The organism is Marinobacter sp. LV10R520-4 (assembly GCF_002563815.1).
GTDB lineage: Bacteria > Pseudomonadota > Gammaproteobacteria > Pseudomonadales > Oleiphilaceae > Marinobacter.
The window spans coordinates 2,425,570-2,442,214 of record NZ_PDJM01000001.1; the positions used below are offsets into that span (position 1 = coordinate 2,425,570).

A 16,645-nucleotide genomic window follows, 5' to 3' on the forward strand; every position below is an offset into this window, starting at 1 on the left:
TAGATAAGGAGCAACCCAGCATGCTGGCAAAGAAAGAACCCACCAACGTTATTGGTGAACCATTGGAAGTCTGCGGTAAAGATCCGGTAACCGGCTTTTTCCGGGACGGTTGCTGCAATACGGGCCCCGAGGACATGGGCAACCATACGGTATGTGCGGTGGTGACTGACGATTTCCTGGCGTTCTCCCGCAGCCGGGGTAACGATCTGACCGAAGCCCGCCCGGAGTTTGGCTTTCCGGGATTAAAGGCCGGAGATGGCTGGTGTCTGTGCGCGGGCCGCTGGCGTGAAGCGTTGGATGCGGGCTGCGCCCCTCGGGTTCGGCTGAAGGCTACCCACAGCGCCGCGCTGGAAGTTTGTGACCTGGCAGACCTGAAGAAGCATTCTGTGGATCTGAGTTAGTGGCACAAAGCGAGGAGGGCGCCTGAGTGCCCTCCACCGTTTACTGCAAAACGCCCCCACCGTCTACTCAGGAAAAATCGTATTCCCCGCCTTTTTCAAGGGCGATTTGGTAAGCCGGTCTGGCGTGCACACGTTTTACCCAGGCCGTGATATGAGGCCGGTTCTTGCCGGTGATACCCCGGGCCACTGAGGCTTCCAGCGGAAAGCTCATCTGAATATCCGCAGCGCTCAGGTTGTCCCCAAGAAACCAGGTGTTTTTTGCCAGGTGAGATTCGACAAAATCCAGGTGGGTTTTGATCATCGGGCCGATGAAAACTTCATTGGTTTTGTTCGCAATGCCTTTTGCCACCGGCTTGACAAAAAACGGCATCGGGCTGGTTTTTACCTTTTCAAACACCAGGCGCATCACCAGCGGCGGCATCAAAGAGCCTTCGGCGTAATGCAGCCAGTATGTGTAATCAAGCCAAGCCTGGCCGCCGCTCTCTGGCAGCATGGTGTCTTTGCCGTAGGTGTGGGCAAGGTACTCGATAATGGCGCCGGACTCCGCGATAACCAAGTCGCCGTCGATGATCACCGGTGATTTACCCAGCGGGTGTATTTTTTTAAGGCTGTCAGGCGCCAGCATGGATTTGGGATCACGCTCGTAGTGCTGGATCTTGTAGGGCACTCCCAGCTCTTCCAGCATCCAGAGAATACGTTGTGAGCGGGAGTTATTGAGGTGGTGAACTGTAATCATGCAGAATCTCCGTTTGCCTCGATAAAATGAGCAGTCTAGTAGAGTAGTCTTAAAATAGCTTTTTGGTTCACCACTATCATCCGCAGTACTCCATTGCTGAAAAATGACTTGGGCAGGCAACTCGCGGTTGAGCGGCGTCAGGCATTCTTGCGCTTGCCGCGTTTACTCGCCAGCCAGTCGGAAAAGCCTGCGATCATAGCGTAGAACGAAGGTACGAAGAGGCTCGCCAGCACCGCCACCGATAACATACCCATAACCACGGTGGTACCAATCTGATTGCTGCTCGCGCCGCTTGCGCCACCTGCAATGGCCAGAGGGAGAGTCCCGAATACAAACGCCAGTGACGTCATTACGATGGGTCGGAAACGCTGCTCTGCCGCATGCTCCGCCGCTTCGCGAACGGACAGGTTTTGCTCATGTCGTTGCAGTTCGGCGAATTCGACGATCAAAATGGCGTTTTTCGCCGCAAGGCCCACCACCACCAGCATCCCAACCTCGACATAAATGCCCAAATTAAAACCCCGTAGCGCAACCCCGCCAACGGCGCCGAGAAACGCGAAAGGCACGGCGGTCAATACCGATAATGGCAAAGTCCAGCTTTCGTACTGGGCGGACAGAATCAGGAACACCATAAACAGGCCGAAGGCGATCGCAATAACCGCTGCGTTTCCGGTATTGGCCTCCTGATAGGCAGTGCCGGTCCAGCCCATGGTCCAGCCGCTTCCCAAGGTTTCGGTGACCACCTCGTCCATCGCGGCGATTGCCTGGCCGGAGCTGTAGCCCGGTGCGGGCCCACCTTGGAACTGCGCAGCGGTGTACACGCTGTAACGGGTCGATACCGCCGGCGCAGTGATGCGATTTAAGGTAATGAACTCTGCCAATGGAATACGGTCGCCGTTTCCGCCGCGAACGAAAATATTGCTTAGATCATCTTCGGAACGACGATATTCGGCTTCGTTCTGCAGAAGCACCTGGAAGTTGCGGTTTTGGTAGGAAAAGTAATTGACGAAGCCATTGCCCAACGTATTCGACAGCGTTGTGTTAAGCGCTTGTATCGAGACGCCATAGCTCAGCGCCTTGCGTTTATCAATCTTGGCGCGGTAGGCCGGCACGTTAGGGTTGAAGGTGGTGAAAACCTGGGCCAGCTCCTCACGCTTGTTGGCAGCCTGCATGACTTTGTTAGCTGCTTCACCCAGCTCGTTAGCGTTGGCGCCCTCCAGCGACTGCAAATAGCCTGTGAAACCACCGGTGGTAGACAGCCCGGGGATGGGTGGTAAGTTAAATGCACGCACCGTTCCCCCTTGCGTCTCCGTGCCGATCTTGTTGATACGGTCGATTACGTCAGTAACGGTAAGGTCGCGCTTACCCCAATCCTGCAGACTGATGAACATGGTACCGCGAGCGGTGTTTACCGAACCGCTAAGCACGTCATAGCCAGAAATGGCCGCCGCGTAAGCGACGCCAGGAATCTTTTCGATTTTGGCAGCGACCGCGTCTACGTAATTGGAGGTGCGAGCCACCGAGGCCGCGTCGGGCAGACTGATGGAAACCAGTGCGATGCCCTGATCTTCCGAAGGCACCAGGCCAGAAGGCGTGGTCTCGAAAAGCCAGAAAGACAGTGCCAGAACGCCGACGGTCAGGGTCAGAGTCAATACCCACAGTTTGATCAGGGCGCGAACAATGGCCATATAGCCCCAGGTTAATCCGTCAAAGCCTTTATTAAACCAGCGCCCTGGCGCTTGTATTGCGCGCCTGAACTTAGACTGTTCTCCTGGCTTTTTACGCTTCAGTAGAATCGCTGAAAGCGCTGGGGTAAAAGTGAGTGCTACAACCGCGGAAATGGCAACGGAGATGGCAATGGTTAACGCAAACTGCTGATAAATCTGGCCGGTAAAGCCACCCAGAAACGCGACCGGTATAAAGACAGCCGCCATAATGAACGCGGTCGCGATAATGGGCCCTGACACTTCGCGCATGCCTTCACTAACCGCTTTGACGATGGAAATATCTTCATCATCTTCCAGCACTCGTTCAACGTTCTCTACCACCAGAATGGCATCATCCACGACTATGCCAATGGCCAGAATCATTGCGAACAGCGATAACAAATTGATCGAAAATCCAGCATGTACAGTCCGGCAAAGGCACCCAGCACCGACACCGGCACCACAGTCATGGCGATCAGGGTAGAGCGCCAGCTTTGCAGGAACAGGAAAACGATCACCGCAACAATCAGAAAAGCCTCAATAAACGTTTGGGTGACGGTCGAGATCGAAGCATTAATAAACAGGGTGGTATCGTAAGGCACCACGTATTCCAGCCCCGCCGGGAATCGCTTGGCAAGCTGTTCCATGGTTTCTTTGACCAGCACCGCCGTGTCCAGCGCGTTGGAGCCTGGCTGCTGATTGATGACAATCGGCGCCATGGTGTCGCCATTAAGCTTGGCATTCACCGCATAAGAAGAAGCACCTAGCTCGACCCGTGCTACGTCTGCCAGTAACAGTGAGGAACCATCCGGGTTGGTGCGCAAGTAAATATCACGAAACTCATCAGCACTGCTCAGACGGCCGCCGGCAGAAATGGTGTAGGTATAAGGCGCGGGATTGGGTTGCGGTTCAGCGGCAAGACTGCCCGCCGGCACCTCGGTATTCTGCGCCTTGATGGCGTTCGCCACTTCCGACGGAGTCAGGTTGTATTGGGCCAGTTTATTCGGATCCAGCCAGATTCTCATGGCGAATTCACTGCCGCCCAGGGCATCGGCTTTGCCTACCCCCGGCAGCTTGCGTAATTCGTTGAGAATATTAAGGCCCGCATAGTTCTGCATGTAGGTCTTGCTGTACTCACCGTTGGGGGAGCGCAAGGCGACCAGCAGCAGAATGCTGCTCGATTGAAGCTCGACCTTTACGCCCTGAGCCTGAACTGCTTGGGGCAGCTGAGACAGCGCCGACTGCACCTTGTTATTGACGTTGATGGTCGATGTGTTGCCATCGGTGCCAATTTCAAAGGCGATACTCATGCTCATCTGGCCATTGTCAGAACTGGTTGAGGTCATGTAGATCATGCCTTCAACCCCGTTTATCGCCTCCGCCAGTGGCGCCGCCACGGTTTGGGAAACGGTGTCGGCGTTCGCCCCCGGGAAGGCCGCCGTTACCGCCACAGTCGGCGGTACCACGTCGGGATACTGTTTGATGGGCAAGGCCTGCATCGCCAGCGCCCCAACCACCACAATAATGACCGATAGCACCGTGGCGAAGATCGGACGCTTGATAAAGAAGTCTGAGAAATTCATGACTCTTTCGCCGGTGGCTTAGCGGAAGTCTTGTCGCCTTGAGCGGAAAGCTCGGCTGAATCACCGGAGTACGGCTGGGCTTCGATTAAATCACCCGCTTTGAGGCCACCGGGATCGCTGACAATTACCCGGTCGCCAGGCGCTAACCCATTGGTAATGATTTGCAGAGGCCCGGCTGGTTCACCCAGGGTGACGCTGCGAGTACGGGCCTTGTTATCGTTGTCGAGCACGAATACCTGCGGCCCCATCAGGCCCTGGGTTACCGCGATTGCGGGGACGGCCAGCACATTAAAGCGCCGCAGGCCTTGGAGTTCAACGCGCACAAATTGCCCCGGCAGGAACATGTTGTCCGGGTTTTCGAAAACAGCTCGGGCCTGCACCGTGCTGGTCTCTTGGTCGACTCGGGAGCCTAGAAAATCGAGCTGTCCTTCAAGCGGCGGCGTCTCGCTTTTGTTCAAACCCGGGAACTGAAGAGTGGCGGTAATTCGGTCCTGCTGTTGACTGCGCTGCTGGCGTAAATCGAATGCCTGCTGCTGAGGAAGCTGGAAGCGCACCTCAATGGGGTTCATCGGGGTAATGATGGCAAGTTCAGTACCCGCATCGACCACGTTGCCAACATTGACATCGCTTAGGCTGATCATGCCGGATACCGGGGCGTTAACATCGGTGTAATCCAGGTCGACTTGCGCGCTCTCCAGGCCCGCCTGCGCCTGGGACACATTAGCCCTGGATACCCGCAGCTCTGCCATGGCCTGATCGTAGTCCTGCTGGCTGATCGCGTTTTTTTTCACCAGGCTTTGAAAGCGCGCTGCGTCTTGCTGGGCGCGATATTCTCTGGCCTTGGCACTTTCCACGTCGGCCTTACGCTGGTTCACCCTTGCCTGATAAACAACCTGCTCAATGGCGTACAGGCTCGTACCTTTTTCGACCAGATCCCCCGGCTCGAAATGACGTTGCTCGAGCATTCCGGCAACGCGCGCAATCACCACGACTTCGCGATCGCTGAGCAGCTTGGCGGAATAGGACTTTTCCAGATCAATATTGCGCTTGGTCATTTCCATGATCTGAGCCGTTCGGGAGGACGACTGGCCGCTTTGATCAGCCTGTTCTTTCTTATCGTCGTCACCCGAACTACAGCCTGCTAATAATAAGAGCAGAGCAATCAGAATCACTGGCGCTCGGTGTTTATTCGGTGTTGTGGAAATCATGCGATTTTCCTTTTCCTTCGCCCTATAACGATAAAATCAAGTAACGGACGGATTAAACTGCCGGTTCACCGGTTTCCCGTTCAATCCTTACCGGAACAGACTTCGACCCCGGCGTTTTCGATAGCTGATCATGATGGCTGACCGGCACCAGCACATTGCACTCCGGGTAGTATGACGCCACGGTGCCTGCGGGAATCTGGTAAGGGGTTAGCACCAGCCCGCCAAGACGACGGTCAACGCCATCATCCAGGTCCGTAATCATTTGCACACGGTCTCCACCCGACAGCCCGGCACGTTTAATGTCATCCGGGTTCATCAACAGCACATCCCGCGTTCCTTCAATGCCATGAAAACGATCTGAGTAACCATAGATGGTGGTGTTGAACTGATCGTTTGAACGCATGGTCAGCAAACTGTAACGGCCTGGTTTTGCATCGAATCCCAGTGATGTCAGCCGCTCTGGCGTGGTGAAGAGTGCTTTTTTCTCCGGTGTTTTCCAGATTCGTTCGTGGGCAGCAATGCCTCGATAAAAGCCACCGGGCTCGAACATCCGCGCGTTGAAATCGCCAAAGTCGTTGGGGTATGTTTGCTCGATCAGATCCCGCACCAGCGAATAATCTGCGGTCCACGCCTCCCACTTCACCTTCGGATTCTCTGGCAACAGTGCCTTGGCGATACCGGTGATGATAGCGAGTTCGCTTTTCAAGTGTTCGGATATGGGCGACCGGTGGCCGGTAGAACCGCTAATCATCGAAAAGCTGTCTTCGGTGGAAACGGCCTGCGGTCCGCTGGCCTGTTCGTCCACTTCAGCACGGCCGAGGCAGGGCAATATATAGGCCGACTTGCCAGGAAAAATATGGCTGCGATTAAGCTTGGTAGAAATCATCACCGTCAAGTCCTGCTCGGCCCAGCTCTTTTCCATCCGTTGCTGGTCCGGCACGGCGCGCAGCAGATTGCCACCCAAACAAATACTCGCTTTGACCGATCCGGCGATCAAACCCTCGACCATCTCGACAATGTTCACACCGTCTTTTAAGGGCGGATTAAAGTCGAAAAGCTCGCGCAGCTTGTCCATGGGAATAAGGCCGGCTTTCTCTGCGATGCCTACGGTTCGCTGGCCCTGAACGTTGGAGTGCCCGCGCACCGGGCAAATACCCGCGCCAAGCCGACCCATGTTGCCTCTGAGCATCAGCAAATTGACTAGCATGCCCACATTCACCGAGCCGTGGGTGTGCTGGGTGAGTCCCATGCCGTAAACGCCAATGACGCGTTCCGCCTTTATATACACGTCGGCGGCTTCTTTCAGTGCTTGCCTCGTGAGCCCGCTACCGACTTCGATATGGCTCCAGTCGGCAGCCTCAACCGAGTTCAGGAAGCTGTCGAAGCCTTGGGTGTGCTCCTCAATGAAGGCCACATCGATGATACGTTTCTTGCCATTGCGTTGAGCGGCCTTGTCCGCTTCGATGACATATTTGCAAATACCCATGATGGCCGCCACATCGCCACCGGAGCTCAACTGGTGATATTGGTCGGAGATTTTGGTTTGGCGCCCCGTGGTCATATCAATGGCATTCTGGGGATCTACAAACGCCACCAACCCCTGCTCGATAATGGGGTTGAAGGTGACAATTTTAGCGCCGCGTTTTTTTGCATCTTTCAGGGGGTGAAGAAAGCGGGGGCTGTTGGTGCCAGGATTTTGACCGAAGAAGAAGAAGGCATCGGCCTGTTCCAGGTCTTCCCAGATGATGGTGCCGACGGGAGAGCCAATCACCTTGCTAAGGCCAACTGAGGTGGTCTCGTGGCACATATTCGAGCTTTGCGGCAGATTGTTATTGCCGTGCAGTCGCGCCATCAATGCGTAGAGATAGGCAGCCTCAAGCCCGGCATGACCGGAGGCATAGAAAACCGCGCTTTCGGGATCGAGTGCATTGAGGGTATGCGCGATGTCTTTGAACGCCGATTCCCAGTCGGTTTCTTCATAGCGGTCGCTTTGTGGGTTATAACGCAGGGGGTGGGTCAGCCTGCCGGTTTTCTCCAGCTCATGATCGGTCCAGCTACGAAGCTGTTGCACCGTGTGTGTTTCCCAGAATGCGGGCGTGCAGCGGTCTGTTGTCAATTCCCACATGACCGCTTTTGCGCCGTTTTCGCAGAACTCGAACTCGCTGTAGTTCTTGGGCTTGGGCCAGGCGCAGGACGGGCACATAAGGCCACCAGGCTTGTTCATCCGGCGCAGTGTGTCCGCAGCGGAAAGTGAGGCCGACGATTCAATAGAGATACTGGCGATGCCTTTCAGCGACCCCCAGCCACCGGCTGGTCCCTTACCGGTGACGATGTCATTCTTATTGCTCATATGCTTCCCCAATCAAGTTTTTTCGTTTTCAGTATCCCAATCACTATTCCTATCCCCGGGGACCAAACAGTAACCAGATGATGAAGCCAACCAAGGGAAACGCAAGCAGCACAACAATCCAGATCACTTTGGCGATGGTGCTGGCCCGGCTCTTTGCTACTTTAACGATGGCCAGGATAATGATGACCAGCCAGGCCAGGCTCAGCAAACCACCGAAGGCATTACCTACACTACTAAACAGGCTATCCATAGACTTCTCCTTGGTTGTTGATTGGCGATTCTAAGCGGGTGGTTAACCCGACAGGCTAATTACCAGTCGGTAACAGATTTAACTTCCAGAAACTCTTCCAGCCCCCATACGCCGCCTTCGCGGCTGCCGTTGCCAGATTGCTTCATGCCGCCAAACGGGAAGCCTGAAGATCCGGATTTGCCGTTAATTTCGATCATGCCCGACCGCAGTTGCCGCGCCAACCGGTGAGCTTTTTCTTTATCGGAGGTCTGGATGTAGTTGGTCAGCCCGTAGTGGGTATCGTTCGCCAGCTTTACTGCTTCTTCTTCTGTTTCAAACGACGTGATGGCCAGAACCGGGCCGAAAATCTCTTCGCTCCAGATGGTCATTTCAGGTGTAACGTCCGCGAAAACCGTTGGCCTTACAAAGTAGCCCTTTTCCAGCCCTTCTGGCCGGCCTTCGCCACCGGATACCAGCGTCGCGCCTTCTGCTATCCCCTGTTTGATCAGTGCCTGAATTTTCTGGAACTGTTGGTCAGAGACCACCGGGCCGATTTGGCGCCCGTCTACGTCTGCTGAGCCAACGTCTGTTTTGCTGGCAATCAATGCCGCGGTTTCAACAGCCTGCTTGTAAAGTGATTTCTCGACAAGCATCCGTGTGGGCGCGTTGCAGGATTGGCCTGAGTTCGCGAAGCAATGGCGCACGCCACGAGTGATGGCTTTGTCATCGGCGTCGGCAAAAATGATGTTAGCGCCTTTGCCACCCAGCTCCAGGCCAACTCGTTTCACGGTGTCTGCTGCGGCAATGGTGATGGCCTTGCCGGCACGGGTTGAACCGGTAAAGCTGACCAGATCAATATCCGGGTGCTTTGATAGTTGCGAGCCAACGCCTTCGCCATCGCCATTAACCAGGTTGAACACGCCGTCCGGAAAGCCCGTACTGTCGATCATTTCTGCCAGCAGCATTGCGGACAAGGGTGAAATCTCTGACGGCTTGAGAACCACTGTGCAGCCAGCCGCAATGGCAGCTGGCACTTTCAGCATTATTTGGTTCATCGGCCAGTTCCAGGGGGTTATCAGAGCGCAAACGCCCACCGGTTCGTGCATGATTCTGTTTTCTGGCGCGTGGTCACCCAGGGCGTGCTCAAAGTTGAAGGTTTTTAAAGCACGAATGGTGTTTTTCAAATGCGCAGCGCCGGCACCCACTTGGGCCGTTCTTGCCAAATTGATGGGTGCTCCCATTTCTTTACTGATGGTTTGTGCCATCTCTTCAGCACGCGCGCTGTAGGTTTCCAGCAAGCGCTCTAGCAGGCCAATACGTTGTTCTCTGGTCGACATCGACCAGGCCGGGAATGCGCTTTTTGCGGCGCTGACGGCCGTATTCGTATCAGCTTCAGAGCCCAGAGTGATCTTGGCAAACCCGGTTTCATCAGAGGGGTTGATGACATCTATCGTTTGAGTGCCCTCAGGCGTTACCCATTTTCCGTTAATGTAGAATTTGGTTGTATCCATAATGTGTCTGCTCTTTTGTGGGAGTCGACTCATGGTAGCAGACTCGTGAACTTTGACTTTCCTATTACCTCTTTCAGCAGTTTCTTTTGCTAGCACCCGCGGCATGCGCTAATTTGACGACTTCAGAGTTATTGTGGAGGGAGTACGGAATGTTGGAGTCGATCGAGGCCGGTCTAACCGCGTGGCTAGTACCGGGGGCCTCTGCGTTATTGGCGCTGGTAGCGACCTACGCCGCCTACCGCGCTGTGTTGGGGGCGCCCTGATGACCTTTGACGGCGTGCGCCACGTTGGTGGCAGCCTGCTGGCTTCCGCCGGCATTGGCGGTATTGTTTTGGGTTTCGCGGCCCGCCCGGTGCTGGGTCGAGGAAGTGACAGCGACTTACGTGGTGTTGCGGGTTTGGGACTTGCGCCGGATGATCGTGCCGTTGCAGTGGTTTATCGAGAATCCGTTTGAAAACTGGTCGCGCAATAGTGCCGACCTGATGGGTACGGTTTTTCTCTCACTCGATTACGCCATGCCGGTGCAGCCCTTGCGCGAGAAGTTCGCGCGGCTGCTCAGACAATCTTTCCTGTGGGACGGAAAAACGGAGACGGTGCAGGTGACCGACTCGAACGAGCGGGCGTTACAGATACGCTTCCTGATGAGCGCCTCGAATTCCAGCAAAGCCTGGGATTTACGTTGCCCGGTGCGGGAGGGGTTGGTGGCCTTTGTTCAGGCCAACTATCCGGAGTATTTGCCAAGGGTTCGAGCGCGGCTGGTGGATGATCCAGACGCTGCCCTTGATTCGTAAATTGCTTTAAAAACCACACAACAAGGTGCCTTCACTATGACGGAACTCAAACAGGTTGCTGGCCTTTCAGCAGACCAGCTTCGCAATATTGAACGTCATCTTGATCGTTGCTATGTCCAGCCTGGAAAATTACCCGGCACGCTGACACTGGTCGCGCGGCGAGGGGAAATCGCCTATGTGAAAGCCCAGGGACTGATGGATGTGGAGCGCAACAAACCTGTCTGCCGGGATACGGTTTTTCGCATTTATTCCATGACCAAGCCGATCACGTCTATTGCCATGATGCAGCTTTACGAGCAGGGGCGGTTTTTGCTGGATGACCCGGTACACAAGTACATTCCGGCCTGGAAAAACCTGCGGGTTTATAAAAGCGGTGTTTATCCCAATTTTCTGACCACGCCTGCCACCAGCACCATGACCATCCGCGACCTGTTCACCCATATGTCGGGGCTGACTTACGGGTTCATGAACCGCACCAATGTTGACGCGGCCTACCGCGAGTTAGGGCTTGATGGCAGCCGGAACCTGACGCTGGAAACGCTGGTGAACCAGCTGGGGGAACTGCCGCTCGAGTTTTCACCGGGTACGGCCTGGAATTATTCCGTCAGCACGGATGTGCTGGGGTATTTGGTGCAGTTGCTGGCGGATCAGCCTTTAGACGAGTATTTGCGGGACAATATCTTAGACCCCCTGGACATGCCAGACACCGGCTTTCAAGTCCGTGACGATCAGCTTGACCGCTTCGCCGCTTGCTATCAGTACCAGTCGGGCGATCAGCTCACGCTGCAGGACGATCCTGAGACGTCACATTTCCGGCACAAAAATAAGTTTGTGTCAGGCGGCGGCGGGCTGGTGTCCACCATTGACGATTATTACCATTTTGCCCAGGCGCTTTGCCAGGGCGGAGAGTTTCGGGGGCGACGGATTATTGGCCGTAAAACCCTGGAGTTCATGCGTTACAATCACCTGCCGGGTAATCAGGACCTGCCGGGCCTTGCGGTGGGAGCCTTCAGCGAAACGCCTTATGCCGGAACCGGCTTTGGCCTGGGTTTCTCGGTTAAAACCGACGTTGCCAAATCCCAGACCAACGGGTCGGCCGGCGAATACGGTTGGGGCGGCCTGGCGAGCACCAACTTCTTTATCGATCCGGTCGAGGAGCTGGTCATGATCTTCATGACGCAACTGATTCCCTCGTCGTCTTACCCGATCCGGCAGGAGTTGCGGGCCATTGTGAATGGCGCTTTGGTGTGAGCCGCGGGCGCTGGTTGTTAAGGGGCGTAAGCAACCGGCTTAGTGACACTTAAGTAGTGCCACATAATTTGATGTTACTGGTTGAGAATATCGATGATTTCGCGGGTATCCTTGATAATCGTATAGACTCGACCCTCGATCTCTACCCGCTGACGGTTGCCATCGACGTCGCGGGTATTGCCGAAGCGCAGCAACTCCCGGTCGAAATGATCACCTTTCCGATAGTTCAGCTTTTTCTGCCAGCCCGGCGGCAATGGCTGACCACGCTCGACTTTTTTCTGCAGGCCCGGCGGTAGCTGATTGCTATGAGATGACTTGGCCATCGCAGGCACGGCGCCAATCATTGCGCCCAACAGGGCAAACATCAGAATAGACCTCATCATCTATTGACTCCGAAAATCACGATATACCACTAAGCTAACACGGGATTGAACGCGGTGACGTTAACGCTGGTTCATACCCGACAAGCCAGGCCCCCAAGAACCGGGACAGGGTATTTCAAGACCGTACAGAAGCATAAAAAAAGCCTCGCAATCAGCGAGGCTTTCCATCTCTGCGCCCGTCGATGTCAGGATTTTATGAATCGACGTCTGAATCCCATGCCAAACAGACCTAACCCCAGAAGTGCGAGTGTTGTTGGTTCAGGAACGACAACCGGGGGAACTACAACTTCGCGTCCAAAGATACTTATATGAGATAGCCCAGGAGTATTTCCACCGTTGTTTTGTAAGGATATAGTGCTGAACGTTCCCGTGCCTGAGTTTGGGTTTGTGTCGAATGTAAGGTCTTCAAAGAGATAAAAACTATATTGAGTTGAACCTTTTACACTGGCGATTAAATCTATGGATATCGGAAGGTCGTTACCGTCAGCAGCGGACCAGGCAAGAGTCCATGTTCCTGTTGTGCCGTTGCCAGACGCTGCAATCACAAAGTTGACGCCACCGATCGAATTCTCTGCCCCTGCCGGGTTTGAATCTGATTTAGTTAATAAGGTAAAAGCGTCTCCAGCCCACGGGTCAGTAACCGGTATGTTATCAAGCAATGTGCCTTGGGCACCTGTGTCGTTGCCAGCAAAGGCACCTTCACAAGCACTAGCGTTCGATCCGTTCCAGCTAACATCCGTTATCGAACAGTCCAGAAGTACAGCTGAGCTAAAAGAGCTATATGAAAGCACCGCTCCTGTTAAAACTAGTTGTAAAAGTCCCTTTGACATTTCGACACCTCAACTGAGTAATTGATCGCACTTTATTCTTAGCAATTACCAAGCCAATATCTTAGATTTTTGTTTTTAAAAGCTTTCTTGGTTTTAAGGTTTTGTAGGGTGTAACAAAAACTGACATGTTGTGGAGGCCTTCCGGCACACCAGGAGTAAAGGTAGATGCTCGTTTGGCTTAGGCGTTTACAACGGGCTATGGCCGTTCGGGCCGATTCATGAGGGTTTGCGGCCATTGGGCGAGTTTTTATGGACTAGAGCTGACTCTATATAACGGTTTTATGTCAATACGCTGCCTTAGAACAGAGTGTAAATAATATCGACAGTTTTGGATTTCGTTTTCGTTTTGTTTCTTCCGACGCCCCGCAAGCGACACCGGCCGGCTTCACCCACCCGCCAGCGCCAACAGCAGATGAATGATTTGTTGTCGGGAAACCGGGTAGGTTAGGTTCCGAAAAATAAACCTGCCCCGGTTTATCGGTTAAGCAAGCCCCAGCACCTTCTTACGCTGCTCTGCCCAGGTATGAATCAAGTGGTCTACGGCCAGACCAATAAAGGCAACGCACAAGCCGAGCACGATGCCTTGGCCCATACCGTTGGCTTCAGACAAAGACTGCATGATCAGCTGACCCAAGTCGTCGGTACCGATAAAGGCGCCGATGATGATCATAAACAAAGAGAATATGACGGTCTGGTTGATGCCCAGCATGATGTGCGGGAACGCCAGCGGCAGTTCGATTTTCAATAAACGCTGGGTGCGGTTCACCCCTGACATAGAACCGGCTTCTTGCAAGCTTTTTGGCACGTTACTCAACCCTTCCACGGTGTAACGTGTGGCAGGGATGGTGGCGTACACGATCACCGCAATAAGCACTGATAAATCGCTCACACCAAACAGCATGATAACCGGGATTAAGTAGACGAACGACGGAAATGTTTGAAACGTGTCACAGACCAGCAATATAAACTTGGTTGCCTTGGGGCTTCGCGAGCACAAAATGCCAACGCTACAGCCAATAGTGACGGAAATGATGACTGCAAAGGTGGTCATATAGGCTGTAATCAGGGCGCGGTCCCACCAAGGTGTTAGGGCAATAAAGGCAATAAAAGCCGTCGCAACAATCGCGGAGCGAAGGCCGCCAACGATGTAACCGGTACCGGCAACCAGGAACAGGGTGGCCGCGACGGGCATTGCTAAATAGGCTTCTTTCATGGGCATCAAAATCGAGATGATCATGAAGGCATTGAAGCTCTGTACGCTGTCGTAAGTGTTGGTGATAATCCAGTCAACAATGGAATCCCAGAACTTTTCGGTAGTAAGCCCCTGTGATTCGTGAATAAAGTAGAAGTAATTGGCCTTGTCTGGAAAAGCTACGGATGCGACATAGGCAGCAACGGAGGTGAAGATTAAAATCCCCACGAAGGCGAGTGAGTACTTGTGACGCAAATGAAACGGTACGTCAGCAAAGTAATCAACCTGCTTTTTTGCCCAGGCCAGGGATAACCTATCCAGAACCACCGCAATCAAGACAATGGATATACCCAATTCGAGGGCCTGGCCTATCTTGAGCATATTCAAAGACACCAGTAAGTCGTAGCCCAAGCCCTTTGCGCCAATAAACGATGCAATAACGGCCATAGCCAAACACTGCATGATGACCTGGTTAACACCGATTAGAATGTCATGGCGTGCGGTAGGGATGAGTACTTTAAACATCAGCTGGCGTGAGTTGCAGCCACTCATCATGCCGGCTTCCACCACTTCCGGAGAGACCTTTTTAAGGCCCAGAATGGTGAGGCGGATCATCGGGGGGGTGGCAAAAATAACCGTTGAAATAGCACCCGCGTGGTCACCAATGCCGAAGAACACCACCACCGGGATCAGGTACGAGAAGTGGGGCATGGTTTGCGCCACGTTCAACAGTGGCGCCAGGATGGATTCGAAGGTTTTGTTTCTGAAGGCGACGATGCCTAAGGTTAACCCCAGCAAAACCGATAAGGGCACGGCCACCAGCACAAACGATAAGGTTTGCATGGCGGGTGTCCACTGACCAAACACGGCAATGTAAATGGTGCTGATGCCGGCCAAAAGTGACAGGTTGCGGCCCCCAAGATACTGCCCTGTTAAAAAGGCACCCGCAGCAACAGCGGGCCATGGCAATGCCGGAATTCGAGCCCACTCGTTTTCGCTAATAAAGTCCCAGCTGGTGAAAGTCACAACGGTTTTGACGCCCCCTAACAGGAGCTCACGAATCAAATTGATGCTGAACAGAACCACGCCAGACAAGTCGCGGGTAAACTCTTTCATCATGGTTGACTGTTCGGTGATGTCTAACTCGGCATCGTAAGTCTCGACCACCCAAAAATCATTGATGAGGAACTTAAGGCCGTCGTTAACAACGTCAGGCAGCAGCCAGAATCGGGTTTCTTGCAGGCGCCACAGGTTGCCACCTGTGGCCGGATCGATGGCCATCACAAGGGCAAAGAACACCACCAATAAGGCGACAAACTGCGTCCATTTATGTTCGATAAAATAGTGCATTAGGCTTTGCTCATAACTTAGTTATTAACTGGCATGCTGTTAGTTTCACCAAACAAGACGTCTATCATAATGTTGCGGTTTAAAGCGCCAACAATATTGCCCTCGGTATCAGTGACAGCCACTGGCTTTTGCTCGGTTAGCACGGATCCGGCTACGGTTTCGATAATGGCATCGGCAGAAACAGTGACGTCGCTCATCTTGGCGGTTGCGTCGTATTCTTCCATGATGGCTTTGCAAGAAAGTACGCGCTCACGCGGCACGCCACGGGTAAACTTGGCGACGTACTCCGTAGCTGGCTTGAGTACAATGTTGGCTGGGGTATCAATTTGTTCGATGACGCCGTCTTTCATGATGGCGATGCGGTCGGCAAGGCGTAGCGCCTCATCGAAGTCGTGGGTAACGAATAAGATGGTTTTGTGCAATACACTTTGTAAGCGCAGGAACTCGTCTTGCATTTCCTTGCGAATCAGTGGGTCCAGAGCTGAGAAGGGCTCATCGAGAAACCAGATTTCAGGTTCTACGGCTAATGAGCGGGCAATGCCGACACGCTGTTGTTGACCACCGGAGAGCTGGCGGGGAAAGTCGTTTTCGCAATTTGTGAGCTCTACCAGGTTCACCATGTCCATCGCACGGGCCATGCTGTCGCGAGTGCTTATGCCCTTTGCCTGTAGTGGTAAGGCAATGTTTTCCAAAACGGTTTTGTGAGGCAGAAGGGCAAAACTTTGGAACACCATGCCCATTTTATTACGGCGAATGTTGATCAGTTCTTTCGCATTCATAGCCAGCAGGTCTTCACCGTCAATAGAAATATCGCCTGCGGTCGTGCTGATTAGCCGTGAAATACAGCGCAAGAGTGTGGATTTGCCAGAGCCGGACAGGCCCATGATGACGAGCATTTCACCTTTGTGTACTTCAAAAGAAGCGTTGTTAACACCAATAACACAGCCGGCTTTAAGTAATGATGCTGTATCTACTTTTCCGCCTGATTGTTCTAGAGTTTTTACAGCGTTAGCGCCAAAAATTTTATAGACAGACTCGCACTTGATGACCGGTTGAGCTGACGTTGACATAATCAAATTCCTGTAAAAAAAGAGGTGCTGAAAGATAGGGTTGATGGCAATAAT

At 53.6% G+C, this 16,645-nt stretch carries 13 protein-coding genes and 1 pseudogene; 4 read left to right on the top strand and 10 right to left on the bottom strand.

Annotated features, from left to right (window positions below; all coding sequences use genetic code 11):
* The first annotated feature begins 20 nt into the window (after positions 1-20).
* Positions 21-401, top strand: coding sequence for a DUF2237 family protein (locus ATG98_RS11695; protein ID WP_098423168.1), 381 nt, complete (start codon positions 21-23; stop codon positions 399-401).
* A 67-nt stretch (positions 402-468) separates the two neighbouring features.
* Here ATG98_RS11695 and ATG98_RS11700 read toward each other — a convergent pair whose 3' ends face one another.
* The 6 genes and pseudogenes from ATG98_RS11700 to ATG98_RS11725 form a co-directional block, all read right to left on the bottom strand.
* Entirely contained in the window at positions 469-1,137 is a 669-nt protein-coding gene (locus ATG98_RS11700) for a glutathione S-transferase family protein (protein ID WP_098423170.1), read from the bottom strand.
* A gap of 137 nt (positions 1,138-1,274) precedes the next feature.
* Positions 1,275-4,426, bottom strand: a pseudogene (locus tag ATG98_RS22970) (efflux RND transporter permease subunit).
* Positions 4,423-5,634, bottom strand: coding sequence for an efflux RND transporter periplasmic adaptor subunit (locus tag ATG98_RS11710; RefSeq protein WP_098423172.1), 1,212 nt, complete (start codon positions 5,632-5,634; stop codon positions 4,423-4,425). Before ATG98_RS11710 ends, ATG98_RS22970 begins: the two are co-directional and overlap by 4 nt.
* 52 nt (positions 5,635-5,686) lie before the next feature.
* A complete protein-coding gene (locus ATG98_RS11715) occupies positions 5,687-7,984 on the bottom strand; it encodes an FdhF/YdeP family oxidoreductase (protein WP_098423174.1) in 2,298 nt (765 codons plus the stop codon).
* Between the two features lie 49 nt (positions 7,985-8,033).
* Positions 8,034-8,234: a PLDc N-terminal domain-containing protein gene (locus ATG98_RS11720; protein WP_098423176.1), complete on the bottom strand. Its 201-nt coding sequence runs from the start codon at positions 8,232-8,234 to the stop codon at positions 8,034-8,036.
* 59 nt (positions 8,235-8,293) lie between these two features.
* Positions 8,294-9,727: an aldehyde dehydrogenase family protein gene (locus ATG98_RS11725; protein ID WP_098424432.1), complete on the bottom strand. Its 1,434-nt coding sequence runs from the start codon at positions 9,725-9,727 to the stop codon at positions 8,294-8,296.
* Positions 9,728-9,986: 259 nt separating this feature from the next.
* On the opposite strand from ATG98_RS11725, the gene ATG98_RS22375 reads away from it, so the two are divergent.
* Genes ATG98_RS22375 through ATG98_RS11735 form a run of 3 tightly spaced genes read left to right on the top strand, consistent with a single transcriptional unit; the run spans position 9,987 to position 11,766 of the window.
* Positions 9,987-10,178, top strand: coding sequence for a hypothetical protein (locus tag ATG98_RS22375; RefSeq protein WP_228706102.1), 192 nt, complete (start codon positions 9,987-9,989; stop codon positions 10,176-10,178).
* A complete protein-coding gene (locus ATG98_RS11730) occupies positions 10,138-10,515 on the top strand; it encodes a hypothetical protein (protein ID WP_267283835.1) in 378 nt (125 codons plus the stop codon). The genes ATG98_RS22375 and ATG98_RS11730 overlap by 41 nt, the downstream gene beginning before the upstream one ends.
* A 36-nt stretch (positions 10,516-10,551) precedes the next feature.
* Positions 10,552-11,766, top strand: coding sequence for a serine hydrolase domain-containing protein (locus ATG98_RS11735; RefSeq protein WP_098423178.1), 1,215 nt, complete (start codon positions 10,552-10,554; stop codon positions 11,764-11,766).
* Between the two features lie 74 nt (positions 11,767-11,840).
* Here ATG98_RS11735 and ATG98_RS11740 read toward each other — a convergent pair whose 3' ends face one another.
* From ATG98_RS11740 to ATG98_RS11755, 4 genes are all read right to left on the bottom strand, one after another.
* Positions 11,841-12,149, bottom strand: coding sequence for a hypothetical protein (locus ATG98_RS11740; RefSeq protein WP_228706104.1), 309 nt, complete (start codon positions 12,147-12,149; stop codon positions 11,841-11,843).
* A 185-nt stretch (positions 12,150-12,334) separates the two neighbouring features.
* Entirely contained in the window at positions 12,335-12,979 is a 645-nt protein-coding gene (locus ATG98_RS11745; RefSeq protein ID WP_098421269.1) for a PEP-CTERM sorting domain-containing protein, read from the bottom strand.
* Positions 12,980-13,460: 481 nt separating this feature from the next.
* A complete protein-coding gene (locus ATG98_RS11750; RefSeq protein WP_098423180.1) occupies positions 13,461-15,521 on the bottom strand; it encodes an ABC transporter permease in 2,061 nt (686 codons plus the stop codon).
* A 17-nt stretch (positions 15,522-15,538) separates the two neighbouring features.
* Entirely contained in the window at positions 15,539-16,591 is a 1,053-nt protein-coding gene (locus ATG98_RS11755; RefSeq protein WP_098423182.1) for a quaternary amine ABC transporter ATP-binding protein, read from the bottom strand.
* Positions 16,592-16,645 lie beyond the last annotated feature (54 nt).